Source organism: Kitasatospora sp. NPDC058162 (assembly GCF_042884005.1).
In the GTDB taxonomy this organism is placed as follows: Bacteria; Actinomycetota; Actinomycetes; order Streptomycetales; family Streptomycetaceae; genus Kitasatospora.
In genome coordinates this window covers 87,126-102,223 of sequence record NZ_JBHVUS010000011.1, presented here as the reverse complement: position 1 = coordinate 102,223, position 15,098 = coordinate 87,126, and the positions used below count along the sequence as shown (strand labels likewise).

The 15,098-nt window shown below is 75.0% G+C and carries 1 pseudogene; it reads left to right on the top strand.

Going from position 1 to position 15,098, the window contains the following annotated elements:
* Nucleotides 1-116: 116 nt before the first annotated feature.
* A pseudogene (locus ACFVXG_RS22050) lies at nucleotides 117-15,089 on the top strand (type I polyketide synthase); the annotation flags it as partial.
* Nucleotides 15,090-15,098 lie beyond the last annotated feature (9 nt).

Sequence of the window (15,098 nt, the reverse complement as noted above, 5' to 3'; positions counted from 1 at the left end):
TGTCCCGCGCGTTCCGTGCGCGCGGGGCAGCCCGCCCCTGCCTTTGCCCGAAAAACCACTGCTGGGAGACGACCGTGTCCGACGGGGACAAGCTTCGTAGTTACCTAAAGCGGGCCATCGCTGACGCTCAGGACGCCCGCGCCCGGCTGCGCGAGGTGCAGGAGCAGGCCGCGGAGCCGGTGGCGATCGTCGGCATGGCGTGCCGCTTCCCGGGTGGTGCGGACAGCCCGGAGGAGTTCTGGGAGCTGCTGTCCTCGGGCGGTGACGCGGTGGGCGGGTTCCCGACCGACCGCGGCTGGGACCTGGACGACGTCTACGACCCGGACGGCGAGCGCGAGGGCACCTCGTACGTGGCGCAGGGCGCGTTCCTGCGGGACGCGACCCGCTTCGACGCCGGGTTCTTCGGGATCAGCCCGCGCGAGGCGATGGCGATGGACCCGCAGCAGCGCCTGTTGCTGGAGACCTCGTGGGAGGCGCTGGAGCGGGCGGGCATCGACCCGGCCGCCCTGCGGGAGACGGCGACCGGGGTGTTCGCGGGCGGCTTCGGGTCCAACTACGGGATCGGCGTCTCCTGGTCCGCCGAGGCCGGGTCCGGCGTCGAGGGCCACCTGATGACCGGCAACGCGACGAGTGTGCTGTCGGGCCGCGTCTCGTACGTGCTCGGGCTGGAGGGCCCGGCGGTGACGATCGACACCGCGTGCTCGTCCTCGCTGGTCGCCCTGCACCTGGCCGCCCAGGCCCTGCGGTCGGGGGAGTGCACGCTGGCCCTGGCCGGCGGTGTCACGGTGCTGGTGTCCCCGGGGACGTTCGTGGAATTCTCCCGGCAGCAGGGGCTGTCCGCGGACGGCCGGTGCCGGGCGTTCTCCGAGGACGCCGACGGCACGGGCTGGGCCGAGGGCGTGGGCATGCTCGTGGTGGAGCGGCTCTCGGACGCGCGCCGCAACGGGCACAAGGTGCTGGCGGTGCTGCGCGGTTCGGCGGTCAACCAGGACGGTGCGTCCAACGGTCTGACGGCGCCGAACGGTCCGTCGCAGCAGCGGGTGATCCGGGCGGCGCTGGCCAATGCGCGGCTGTCGGCCGCGGATGTGGACGTGGTGGAGGCGCACGGCACGGGTACGACGCTGGGTGACCCGATCGAGGCGCAGGCGCTGCTGGCCACCTACGGTCAGGACCGGCCGGAGGAGCGGCCGCTGCTGCTGGGGTCGGTGAAGTCGAACATCGGGCACACCCAGGCGGCTGCTGGCGTGGCCGGTGTGATGAAGATGGTGCTGGCGCTCCAGCACGAGGAGCTGCCGCCCACGCTGCACGCCGAGGTGCCGTCCTCGCACGTGGACTGGTCGGCGGGCCAGGTGGAGCTGCTGACGGAGTCGGTGCCGTGGCCGGCCGGGGAGCGGCCGCGGCGTGCGGGCGTCTCCTCCTTCGGCATCAGCGGGACCAACGCGCACGTGATCGTGGAGGAGGCCCCGGCGGCCGAGGTCGCTGCGGTCGGCGAGGCCGCCGAGCCGGTGGCCCCCGTCGCGGACCCGGTGCTGCCGGGTGCGGGTGCCTGGGTGGTGTCGGGCAAGACGGTGGACGGTCTGACGGCTCAGGCGGGTCGGCTGCGGGAGTGGGTTGCCGCGCGGGCTGAGCTGGAGCCGCGGGACGTGGCGTGGTCGCTGGCGACGACGCGTTCGGTGTTCGAGCACCGGGCCGTGGTGGTCGGTGGCGAGCGGGCCGAACTGGTCGATGGTGTAGCGAATCTGGCTGCCGGGGTTTCTTCCGGTGCGGTGGTGTCGGGTGTGGCGCGGGCGGGTGCCCGGGTTGGTCTGGTCTTCGCGGGTCAGGGTTCGCAGTGGGCCGGGATGGGCCGGGGGCTGTACGAGGGCAGTCCGGTCTTCGCGGAGACCTTCGACCGGGTGAGCGGGCTGCTGGAGTTGGAGCTCGGGATCTCGGTGCGGGATGTCGTGCTCGGTGCCGAGGGTGTGGACGCCGAGCTGGCGGACCAGACGCTGTATGCGCAGGCCGGGTTGTTCGCCTTCGAGGTGGCGGTCGCGGCGGTGCTGGCGGCGTCCGGTGTGGTGCCGGATGCGGTGGTGGGTCATTCGGTGGGTGAGGTCGCGGCCGCGTATGTGGCCGGTGTGCTGTCGCTGCCGGATGCGGCGCGTCTGGTGGCGGCGCGGGCCCGGCTGATGCAGGCGCTGCCGAGTGGTGGTGCGATGGCGGCGATCAACGCCTCCGAGGCGGAGGTCGTTGCGACGCTCGCCGAGGGTGCCGTGATCGCGGCGGTCAACGGTCCGGAGTCGGTCGTGGTTTCCGGTGAGACGGAGGCTGTGGACCGGGTGGTGGAGTTGTGGCGGGAGCGGGGTCGCCGGGTGCGGCGGCTGCGGGTCTCGCACGCCTTCCACTCGCCCGCGATGGACCCGGTGATCGGCGAACTGACGGCTGTGGCCGAAGGGTTGGAGTACGGCCGTCCGCAGGTGATGTGGGCGGGTGCGCTGACCGGTGAGCTGGTCACCGAGTGCGAGGCGGGCTACTGGCCGGCGCAGACCCGTCAGGCTGTGCGCTTCGCCGACGCCGTCGCCGCGCTCGCCAAGCAGGGTGTCACGGTGTTCATCGAGGTCGGCCCCGACGGCTCCCTGTCCTCGCTCGGCCCCGATGCCGTGGCAGGGGTCGACGGTGAGGAGGCCGTGTTCGTCCCGCTCCAGCGGCGCGACGACGAGAGCGTCAACGGCCTGGTGACCGGCCTGGCCCGGGCGTACGTCAACGGCGCTGCGGTGGACTGGAGTTCGGTCCTGCCCGCCGGTTCGCCGGTCGAGCTGCCGACCTACGCCTTCCGCCACCAGCGGTTCTGGCCGGAGGGCGTGGTGTCGCTCACCCCGCCGGCGGTCGGCGCGGACGGCGCGAGCAGTGCGGCGGAGGCCGAGTTCTGGGCCGCCGTCGAGAACTTGGACCTGGCCCGCATCGCCGACACGCTGGCGATCGAGGACGGGCAGCAGCTGAGCGAGGTGCTGCCGGCCCTGGCGTCCTGGCGGCGCCGCGAGAAGGACCGGCTGGCGACCACGGGCTGGCGTTACCGGGTGAACTGGGCGACGGTCGCCGAGTCCGACTCGCGTGTCCTGTCGGGTACGTGGCTGCTGGTGGTTCCGGCCGGGTTCGACGGGCAGGCGTACGGTTCCGCGCTGGCTGCCCGTGGCGCCGAGGTCGTCGTGGTGGAGGTGCCCGCCGGGTCGGTGGACCGGGCCGAGGTGGCCGCGCTGCTGGCCGAGGTCGTGGAGTCTTCGGCGGTGGCGGGTGTGCTGTCGCTGCTGGCGCTGGACGAGACGGTGCTGCCGGAGCACCCGGTGGTGACCGGTGGTCTGGCCGCCACCCTGGCCCTGATCCAGTCGCTCGGTGACGTCGGGGTCGAGGCGCCGTTGTGGCTGGCCACGCGTGGTGCGGTGGCGCCCGGTGCGGGTGAGGCGCTGGTCAATCCGGCGCAGGCGCAGGTGTGGGGCCTGGGTCGCGTGGTGGCGCTGGAGCACCCGGACCGTTGGGGCGGTCTGGTCGACCTGCCGGAGGTGCTGGACGAGCGGGCCGGAGCCCGGCTGGTCGCGGTGCTTGCGGGCTGTGGTGAGACCGAGGTCGCGGTCCGGTCCGCCGGGATCCTGGGCCGTCGGCTCACCCGGGCCTCGCAGCTGCGCGGCAAGGACCGCTGGACTCCGCGTGGCAGTGTGCTGATCACCGGTGGCACGGGTGCCATCGCCGGGCACGTCTCGCGCTGGCTCGCCGAGCGCGGCACCGAGCGGCTTGTTCTGACCGGCCGCTCCGGCCCCGCCGCCACCGGCATCGCGGCGACCGTCGCCGACCTGGCCGTGCGGGGTACGCGGGTGGACGTCGTGGCGTGCGACGTCAGCGACCGTTCGGCGCTGGCCGGGCTGGTGGCCTGGATCGGGGAGACCGGTCCGGCGCTGTCCTCGGTGCTGCACACGGCCGCCGTCCTGGACGACGGCGTGGTGGACGGCCTCTCGGCGGAGCGGTTGGCGTCCGTGCTGCGGGTGAAGGCCGAAGGCGCCGTCCTGCTCGACGAGTTGACCGCGGACCTGGACCTGGACGCCTTCGTGCTGTTCTCCTCGGCCGCTTCCACGCTGGGCGCGTCCGGTCAGGGCAACTACGCGGCGGCCAACGCCTTCCTGGACGCCCTGGCGGAGAACCGCCGGGGCCGCGGACTGCCCGGCCTGTCGGTGGCCTGGGGCGCGTGGGGCGGTGGCGGGTTCGCCGAGTCCAGCGAGGCGGCGCGGGCCCGGGTCAAGCGCGGCCCGATGCCGGCCATGGACCCGCAGCTCGCCGCCCGCGCCCTCGGCGGGGCACTGGACGGCCCGGACGCCGTCGTCACCGTGATGGACGTCGACTGGGCCCTGCTGGTCTCCGCGTCGGGCTCGGCGGACCTGCGGGAGGTGCCGCTCTTCCGCGACCTGCCCGAGGTCCGCCGGCTCGCCGCCCGAGGGGCCGGGGCCGAAACCCGTACCGAGGGTGAACTGGCCCGCCGACTGGCCGGGTTGGGCCGGGCCGAGCAGGAGCGGGTGCTGACCGACGTGGTGCGGTCCGAGGTCGCGGTCGTGCTGGGGCACGCCTCGGCCGACGCGGTCGAGGACCGGCGCTCGTTCAAGGACCTGGGCTTCGACTCGCTGACCGCCGTCGAGCTGCGCAACCGCCTCAACGCGGTGACCGGCGTCCGGCTGCCCGCCACCCTCGTGTTCGACTACCCCACCCCGCTGCTGCTGGCCCGCTTCCTGCGCGGTGAACTGACCGGCGAGGCAGCCGGATCGGGCGCGGCCGTCGCGGTGCACGCCGCAGCCGCGGACGAGCCGCTGGCGATCGTCGGCATGGCCTGCCGCTTCCCGGGCGGGGCCGGCACTCCTGAGGAGTTCTGGCAGCTGCTCAACTCCGGCGGTGACGCGGTGGGCGGGTTCCCGACCGACCGCGGCTGGGACCTGGAGGGCGTGTACGACCCGGACGGTGAGCGCGAGAACACCTCCTACGTGGCGCAGGGCGCCTTCGTCCGGGACGCGACCGAGTTCGACGCGGGGTTCTTCGGGATCAGCCCGCGTGAGGCGCTGGCGATGGACCCGCAGCAGCGCCTGCTGCTGGAGGCGTCCTGGGAGGCGCTGGAGCGGGCCGGCATCGACCCGTCGGGGCTGAACGGCAGCGCGACCGGCGTCTTCGCCGGTGGCTACGCCTCGGGCTACGGCTTCACCCTGGCGGGCGAGGAGAACGCCGGCGTCGAGGGCCACCTGCTGACCGGCAACGCGACCAGCGTGCTCTCCGGGCGCGTCTCGTACGCGCTCGGCCTGGAGGGCCCGGCGGTGACGATCGACACCGCGTGCTCGTCCTCGCTGGTCGCCCTGCACCTGGCCGCCCAGGCGCTGCGCTCCGGCGAGTGCTCGCTCGCGCTGGCCGGCGGCGCCACGGTGATGGCGACGCCGGGCATGTTCGTCGACTTCTCGCGGCAGCAGGGGCTGTCCGCGGACGGCCGCTGCCGGGCGTTCTCCGAGGACGCCGACGGGACCGGCTGGGCCGAGGGCGTGGGCATGCTCGTGGTCGAGCGGCTCTCGGACGCCCGGCGCAACGGGCACCCGGTACTGGCCATGCTGCGTGGCTCGGCGGTCAACCAGGACGGTGCGTCCAACGGTCTGACGGCGCCGAACGGTCCGTCGCAGCAGCGGGTGATCCGGGCGGCCCTCGCCAATGCCCGGCTGTCGGCCGCCGATGTGGACGTGGTCGAGGCGCACGGTACGGGCACCACTCTGGGTGACCCGATCGAGGCGCAGGCGCTGCTGGCGACCTACGGCCAGGACCGGCCGGAGGGGCAGCCGCTGTGGCTGGGGTCGGTGAAGTCCAACATCGGACACACCCAGGCTGCGGCCGGTGTGGCCGGTGTCATCAAGATGATCCTCGCCCTGCAGCACGAGCGGCTGCCGAAGACCCTGCACGCCGACGACCCGTCCTCGCACGTGGACTGGGCGGCCGGTGAGGTGGAGCTGCTGACGGAGTCGGTGCCGTGGCCGACCGGGGAGCGCCCGCGTCGGGCCGGGGTGTCCTCGTTCGGGATGAGCGGCACCAACGCCCACGTCATCGTGGAGGAGGCGCCGGCGGCCGAGGTCGTCGAGGCGCCGGAGACAGTGCCGGTGGTGGCGGGTGCCGGTGCGTGGCTGGTGTCGGGCCGGTCGGCCGAGGGGCTGACGGCCCAGGCGGAGCGGCTGCGGGAGTGGGTCGCGGGGCGGCCGGAGTTGGAGCCGGCGGAGGTGGCGTGGTCGTTGGCGACGACGCGTTCGTCCTTCGAGCACCGGGCGGTCGTGGTCGGGACCGAGCGGGCCGAACTGGCCGGTGGTGTGGAGAGCTTGGCGGCCGGTGTGCCGTCGGGTTCGGTGGTGTCGGGTGTGGCGCGGCCGGGTGCGCGGACGGTGTTCGCGTTCGCGGGTCAGGGTTCGCAGTGGGTCGGTATGGGCCGTGAACTCGCCGTGGTGAGCCCAGTGTTCGCGGCGCGGCTGGCGGAGTGTGAGGCGGCGCTGGCGCCGTATGTGGACTGGAAGCTCGCCGATGTGCTGGCGGGTGCCGAGGGTGCGCCGGAGTTGAAGGCTGCCGATGTGGTCCAGCCTGCGCTGTGGGCCGTGATGGTGTCGCTCGCGGCGTTCTGGGAGGCCGCTGGGGTTGAGCCTGCTGCTGTGGTGGGTCACTCGCAGGGTGAGATCGCGGCGGCGACCGTCGCCGGGATGCTCAGCATCGAGGACGGTGCCCGGGTGGTGGCGCTGCGCTCGCAGTCACTGAAGGTGCTGGCGGGTCTGGGTGGGATGCTCTCGGTGAGCAGCCCTGCCGCTGTGGTGGAGGAGCGGATCGCGCGCTTCGGTGACCGCCTGTCGCTGGCGGCGGTCAACGGGCCCTCGGCCGTGGTGGTTTCGGGTGATCCGGAGGGTCTGGAGGAGCTGAAGGCGGAGTTCGAGGCCGAGGGTGTGCGCGCCCGCTTGGTCGCGGTGGACTACGCCTCGCACTCCGCGCAGGTGGACCGCCTCGAAGCGGAGATCACCGCGGTTCTCGCCGGGATCAGCCCCCGGCGCGGCCGTATCCCGATGGTCTCCGCCATGACCGGGGAGACGCTGACGGGTGAGGAGTTGGACGCGGCGTACTGGTACGCGAGCCTGCGGGCGACCGTCCACTTCGACCGCGCGGTGCGGACCTTGGCCGCTCAGGGTCACCAGGTGTTCGTGGAGGTCACTCCGCACCCGGTGCTGATGGGCGCGATGAACGACACCCTCGAAGAGGTCGCCCACGAGGCGGGCCCGGGCCTCGTCCCGGCGGCCGTCTGCGGCACGCTGCGGCGTGACGAGGGCGGGACGGCCCGTCTGGTCGCCTCCTTCGCCGAGGCCTTCGTCAACGGCGCCAGCGTCGACTGGACGGCCGTCCTGCCGTCCGCCGGCCCGGTTGAGCTGCCGACGTACGCCTTCCAGCACGAGCGGTACTGGCCGCAGGGGATGCTGCCCCTGTCGCTGGCGGGCGCCGGTCAGGACCCGGCCTCGCTGGGCCTGGGCGCGGTGGACCACCCGTTGCTCGGCGCGGCTGTTGAACTGGCCGGTGGCGCGGGCCTGGTGTGCACCGGGCGGCTGTCGGTGCGTACCCACCCGTGGCTGGCCGACCACTCTGTTGGTGGGGCGGTGCTGCTGCCGGGTACCGGGTTCGTGGAGATGGTGGTGCGGGCCGGTGACCAGGTGGGCTGCGGCCTGCTGGAGGAGCTGACGCTCCAGGCGCCGCTGGTCCTGCCCGCCGACGGTTCCGGTGTCCGGGTCCAGGTCGTCGTCGCCGACGCCGACGAGGACGGGCGGCGGACGGTCGAGGTGTACTCGCGCCCCGACGCCGCCGACGCGCAGCAGGGCTGGGCGCAGCACGCGAGCGGCGTGGTGGCCCCGGCCCCGGCGGCCTCGCGGGCGCCGGAGGAGCTGGCGGTCTGGCCGCCGGAGGGCGCGACCGCGCTCGCCGTCGACGAGCTGTACGAGGTTCGGCTGGCCGAGGTGTACGGCCCGGCGTTCCACGGTCTGCGGGCCGCCTGGCGCCGGGGTGAGGACGTGTTCGCCGAGGTGGTGCTGCCGCAGTCGGTGGCACGGGAGGCGGGGGCGTTCGGTCTGCACCCGGTGCTGCTCGACGCGGCCCTGCACGCCGCCCTGCTGGCGGGCACGCCCCTGTCGGACGCGGAGCCGGAGGGCGGGCCGGACGGGGTCCGGATGCCGTTCGCCTGGACCGGCGTCGAGCTGCACGCCGGCGGCGCGTCGGTGCTGCGTGCCCGGCTGCGGCGCGACACCCGGGGTGGTCTGGCGCTGACGGCCGTGGACCCGGCCGGTGCCCTGGTGGTGTCGGTGGAGTCGCTGGTCAGCCGACCGGTGTCGGCCGACCAGCTGCGGGCCGCCGACAGCGGGGCGGCGGGCGCGCTGTTCGTCGAGGAGTGGGCGCCGATCGCCGGTGCCGAGGTTGCGCCCGGGGACTGGGCGCTGGTCGGTGCCGACCGGTTCGGCCTGGCCGAGGAGCTGGCGGCCGTCGGCGTGCCGGTCCGGTCGTTCGCCGGCCTGGCCGAGGCCGCGGCGGCGACGGAGGCGGGCGAGGCCGCGCCGGACGTGGTGCTGGTCTGCGTCGGTGCGACACCGGAGGCCGATGAGGCCCCGGAGGCCGCCCGCCGGCTCGCCGCCGACGCGCTGGCCCTGGCCCAGGAGTGGCTGGACGAACAGCGCCTGGAGTCCGCCACGTTGGTGGTCGTCACCCGCGGCGGTGCGGCCGTCGGGGGCGGTGAGGCCGTGGTCGACCTGGCCGCCGCCGCGGCCCGGGGCCTGCTGCGCTCGGCGCAGGCGGAGAACCCCGGCCGGCTGGTCCTGGTCGACCTGCCCGCCGCCGGTACGGACGGGCGGATCGCCCTCCTCCCGTCGGTCCTCGCGGCCGGCGAACCCGAGCTGGCCCTGCGCGGCGAGAGTGCCTTCGGGCGCCGGCTCAACCGTCCGTCCGGCGCTGGAGCAGCGGTTGAACAGCCTGCGGGCCCCGTCGCCGACGGCCCCCGGACGCTCCTGGTGACCGGTGGGACGGGCACGCTGGGCGGTCTGGTGGCCAAGCACCTGGTGGTGACCGGGCGGGCCCAGGGCGTGGTGCTGACCAGCCGTTCCGGGCCGGCCGCCCCCGTGGTGGCCGGGCTGGCCGCCGAGCTGGCGCAGCTCGGTGCCTGGGTCCGGGTCGTGGCCTGCGACGTCGCGGACCGGGACGCGCTGGCCGCGCTGCTGGCCGCCGTCCCGGCCGACTGCCCGTTGGGCTCCGTCGTCCACGCCGCCGGGATCATCGACGACGGCGTGATCGGCACCCTGACCGCCGACCGGCTGGCCGCGGTCATGCGGCCGAAGGCCGACGCCGCGTGGCACCTCCACGAACTGACCCGGGGTCTCGGCCTGGAGAACTTCGTCCTGTTCTCCTCGGCGGCCGGGATCTTCGGTGCTCCGGGGCAGGGCAACTACGTCGCCGCGAACGCCTTCCTGGACGCGCTGGCCGGCCACCGGCGGGCCGCCGGCCTGGCGGGCCTGTCGCTGGCCTGGGGCCCGTGGGTGCACGAGGCGGGCATCGGCCGGGACCTGGGCGAGCACCTGCTGACCCGGATCAGCCGCTCCGGGGTCACCGCCCTGGGTGCGGACGAGGGCCTGGCCGTGATGGACGAGGCGATGGCCCGCGGCGAGGCCGTCCTGGTGCCCGCCCGGCTGGACCTGGCGGACCTGCGGGCGCGCGCCGCCCGTACCGGTGACGTCCCGCCGCTGTGGCGGGCGCTGGCCGGGGGCCGGGTCCGCCGGTCGGCCGCCGCCCAGGCCGCGAGCGGCGCCGACGCCGCCGACGCGCTGCGCCGCCGGCTGGCCGGCCTGTCCGGCCAGGAGCGCGACCGTACGCTGCTGGACCTGGTGCGGGCCCATGTGGCAGCCGTGCTGGGGCACGCCTCCGCCGAGGCGGTCGAGCCCACCCGGGCGTTCACCGACCTGGGCTTCGACTCGCTCACCGCGGTGGAGCTGCGGAACCGGCTGCGGACGGAGACCGGGCTGCGGCTGCCGGCCACGCTGGTCTTCGACTACCCCACCCCCGTCGCCCTGGCCGCGCTGCTGCGCGGCGAGCTGGCGGGCGACCTGCCCGCCGCGGCCGGCCCGGTCCGGCCGTCCGGCGCGGTGACGGACGAGCCGGTCGCGATCGTCGGCATGGCCTGCCGGTTCCCCGGCGGCGTCGACGGACCGGAGGAGCTGTGGGCGCTGCTGGCCGGGGGCCGGGACGCGATCGGCCCGTTCCCGCAGGACCGCGGCTGGGACCTCGACGCCCTGTACGACCCGGACACCGAGCACGCCGGAACCTCCTACACCCGGGAGGGCGGCTTCCTCCAGGACGTCAGCGGCTTCGACCCGGCGTTCTTCGGGATCAGCCCGCGTGAGGCGCTGGCGATGGACCCGCAGCAGCGGCTCCTGCTGGAGACCTCCTGGGAGGCCTTCGAGCGGGCCGGGATCGACCCGGCCTCGCTCCGGGGCTCGCAGACCGGTGCCTTCGTCGGCGGCTACAGCTCGGGGTACGCCGCGATGAGCCTGGACGGCGATTCGGAGTTCGAGGGCATCGACAGCCACGTGATGACCGGGAACGCGACCAGCGTGCTGTCCGGCCGGCTGTCGTACACCCTCGGCCTGGAGGGCCCGGCGGTGACGATGGACACGGCGTGCTCCTCGTCGCTGGTGGCGCTGCACCTGGCCTGGCAGTCGGTCCGGGCCGGGGAGTGCTCGCTGGCGCTCGCCGGCGGCGTCACGGTCACGGCGGCCCCGGACGGGTTCATCGCCTTCTCCCAGGCCCGCGGTCTGGCGGTGGACGGGCGCTCCAAGGCGTTCGCCGCGTCCGCCGACGGCATGGGCATGGCCGAGGGCGTGGGCATGCTCGTGGTCGAGCGGCTCTCGGACGCGCGCCGCAACGGGCACCCGGTGCTGGCGGTGATCCGCGGCTCGGCGATCAACCAGGACGGCGCGTCCAACGGTCTGACCGCGCCCAACGGCCCGTCCCAGCAGCGCGTCATCCGCGCCGCCCTGGACAACGCGGGTCTGGCCGCGGGCGACGTGGACGCCGTGGAGGCGCACGGCACCGGCACCAAGCTGGGCGACCCGATCGAGGCCCAGGCGCTGCTGGCCACCTACGGCCAGGACCGGCCGGAGGACCGGCCGGTCCTCCTCGGCTCGGTGAAGTCCAACATCGGGCACACCCAGGCCGCTGCCGGTGTGGCCGGTGTGATGAAGATGGTGCTCGCGCTGCAGCACGGGGAACTGCCGCCCACGCTGCACGTGGACGAGCCGTCGCCGCACATCGACTGGTCGGCCGGGCACTCGCGGCTGCTCACCGAGTCGGTGCCGTGGCCGGCGGGGGAGCGCCCGCGTCGGGCCGGGGTGTCCTCGTTCGGGATGAGCGGCACCAACGCGCACGTCATCCTCGAGGAGGCGCCCGCCGAGGACGCCGCCGAGGACGCTGCCGAACCGCGGGCCACGGCCAGCGGGCCGGTGCTGTCGGGGGTCGGCGCCTGGGTGCTGTCGGGCCGGTCGGCCAAGGCCCTGTCGGGGCAGGCGGGTCGGCTGCGCGAGTGGGTGGCCGCCCGGCCGGAGGCCGAGCCGGCCGACCTGGCGTGGTCGCTGGCCGCGACCCGGTCCCTGTTCGAGCACCGGGCCGTCGTGGTCGGCGGTGACCGCGCGGAACTCGTGGCGGGGCTGGACAGCCTGACGGCGGGTGCGTCCGCCGGGTCGGTGGTGTCGGGTGTGGCCCGGGCCGATGTGCGCCCGGTGTTCGTCTTCCCGGGTCAGGGTTCGCAGTGGGTCGGTATGGGCCGTGAACTCGCCGCGGTGAGTCCGGTGTTCGCGGCGCGGCTGGCGGAGTGCGAGGCGGCGCTGGCGCCGTATGTGGACTGGAAGCTCGCCGAGGTGCTGGCGGGTGCCGAGGGTGCGCCGGAGTTGAAGGCGGCGGATGTCGTCCAGCCCGCGCTGTGGGCCGTGATGGTCTCGCTGGCCGCCGTGTGGGAGGCCGCCGGGGTGGTTCCCGAGGCGGTGGCCGGTCATTCGCAGGGTGAGATCGCCGCTGCCACGGTGGCTGGGATGCTCAGCATCGAGGACGGTGCCCGGGTGGTGGCGCTGCGCTCGCAGTCGCTGAAGGTCCTGGCGGGCCTGGGCGGGATGCTGTCGGTGAGCAGCCCTGCCGCTGTGGTGGAGGAGCGGATCGCGCGCTTCGGTGACCGGCTGTCGCTGGCGGCCGTCAACGGGCCGTCCGCCGTGGTGGTTTCGGGTGATCCGGAGGGTCTGGAGGAGCTGAAGGCGGAGTTCGAGGCCGAGGGCGTGCGCGCCCGGTTGGTCGCGGTGGACTACGCCTCGCACTCCGCGCAGGTCGAGCGCCTGGAGGAGGAGATCCGCTCCGTCCTGGCGAGCGTGGCACCGCGTCAGGGCCGTATCCCGATGCTCTCCGCGATGACCGGCGAGACGTTGACGGGTGAGGAGTTGGACGCGGCGTACTGGTACGCGAGCCTGCGGGCGACCGTCCACTTCGACCGCGCGGTGCGGACCCTGGCCGCTCAGGGTCACCGGGTGTTCCTCGAGGTCTCCCCGCACCCCGTCCTGCTGGGCGCGGTGACGGAGTCGCTGGAGGAGGTCGCGCTGGAGGCGGGTGCGGCCGCCGTGCCCGCCACGGTGTGCGGCACGCTGCGCCGCGACGACGGCGGTGCGACCCGCCTGGTCACCTCGCTGGCCGAGGCCTTCGTCAACGGCGCCCCCGTCGACTGGACGGCCGTCCTGTCGGCCGGTGAGCGGGTGGACCTGCCGACGTACGCCTTCCGGCACGACCGCTTCTGGCCGAAGGTCCCGTCGGCGCCGACGGCCGGCTCCCCGGCCTCCGGCGGGGACGGCTCGGGCACGGCGGCCGAAGCGGCGTTCTGGGCGGCCGTCGAGGGCGGTGACCTGGAGCAGCTGGCGGACACCCTGGCGATCGAGGACCGGCAGCAGCAGCTCGGCGAGCTGCTGCCCGCGCTGACCTCGTGGCGGCGCCGCGACCTGGAGCGGTCGACCACCGCGAGCTGGCGCTACCGGATGGGCTGGGCGCCGGTCGCCGAGCCCGACCCGGGCGTGCTGTCCGGCACCTGGCTCGTCGCGGTCCCCGCCGAGGCGGCGGCCGACGACCTGGTCCAGGGCTGCGCGCTCGCGCTGGGCATCCGCGGTGCCGACGTCGCCGTGGTGGAGGTCCCGGCCGGGACCACGGACCGCGACGTGCTGGCCGCCCTGCTCACCCGGACGCTCGGGGACGCGGGTGCGGAGCCGGGCGGCGTGGCCGGTGTGCTGTCGCTGCTGGCGCTGGACGAGACGGTGCTGCCGGAGCACCCGGTGGTGGCCGGCGGTCTGGCCGCCACCCTGGCCCTGATCCAGTCGCTCGGCGACGTCGGGGTCGAGGCGCCGCTGTGGCCGGCCACCCGCGGCGCGGTCTCGGCCGCGCCCGGCGAGGTGCCGACCAGTCCGGCGCAGGCGCAGGTGTGGGGTCTGGGCCGGGTCGTCGGCCTGGAGCACCCGGACCGCTGGGGCGGGCTGGTCGACCTGCCGGAGGTGCTGGACGACCGGGCCGGAGCCCGGCTGGTCGCGGTGCTCGCCGGCTGCGGTGAGGACCAGGTCGCCATCCGGCCGTCCGGGATCCTGGGCCGCCGGATGAGCCGGGCCGCCGAGGCGCGCGGCGAGGGGCGCTGGACGCCGCGCGGCAGCGTGCTGATCACCGGCGGCACCGGCGCGATCGCCGGGCACGTGGCCCGCTGGCTGGCCGACGGGGACGCTCCGCGGGTGGTGCTGACGGGCCGTTCCGGTCCGGCCGCCGCCGGCGTCGCCGCGACCGTCGCCGGCCTGGCCGCCCGGGGGACCAGCGTGGACGTCGTCTCCTGTGACGTGAGCGACCGCTCGGCGCTGGCCGGGCTGGTGGCCTGGACCGGGCAGAGCGGCCCCGCGCTGTCCTCGGTGATGCACACCGCCGCCGTCCTGGACGACGGCGTGGTCGACCGCCTCAGCCCGGCGAGGCTGGAGACGGTGCTGGCGGCCAAGGCCGCGAGCGCCTCCTACCTCGACGAGCTGACGGCCGATCTGGACCTGGACGCCTTCGTGCTGTTCTCCTCCGCGGCGTCGACCCTCGGCTCCGCGGGGCAGGGCAACTACGCGGCCGCAAACTCCTACCTCGACGCCCTGGCCGAGAACCGGCGGGCCCGCGGCAAGGCCGGTCTGTCGGTGGCCTGGGGCCAGTGGGGCGGCGGCGGCCTGGCGGAGTCCAAGGAGGCGATCAAGGAGCGGATGAAGAAGCTCCCGATGTCGGCGATGGACCCGGAGTTGGCGGTCCGGGCGCTGGGCGAGTCGCTGCAGGGCCCTGACGCCGTGGTGACGGTGATGGACGTCGACTGGGCCGTGCTGGCGCAGACCGCGGTGGACCTGCCGAAGGCGCCGCTGGTCCGGGACCTGCCGGAGGTCCGCCGGCTCGCCACGGCCGGCGCCCGCGCCACCGAGGCCGCGGCCCCCGCCGGGGGCGACCTGGGCCGCCGGCTGGCGGGCCTGGCCCGCGCCGAGCAGGAGCGGCTGCTCACCGACCTGGTGCGGGCCGAGGCGGCCGTCGTCCTGGGCCACGCGTCGGCCGAGGGGGTGGAGGCCCAGCAGGCCTTCAAGGAGCTGGGCTTCGATTCGCTGACGGCGGTGGAGATCCGCAACCGGTTGAACACTGCGACCGGACTGCGGGTGCCCGCTACGTTGATTTTCGACTACCCCACTCCGGTGGCGGTGGCCGCCTGGCTGCGCACCGAACTCGCCCCGGACGAGACGGCTTCGGTGCCCGTGCTCGACGACCTCGACCGGCTCGAATCCAGCCTGTCGGGTGCTGCGCCCGACCAGGAGACGAGCGAGCGGATCACGAGGCGGCTGCAGAGCATTCTGTCGAGGTGGATCGAAGAGCAGGGCGAAGCGGAGTCCGGCACCGGCGAGGTCGAACTCGAGTCGGCCACACCCGACCAGGTGTTTGAGTTTCTCGACAAGGAACTTGGTCTGTCCAACTAGTTACTTCGC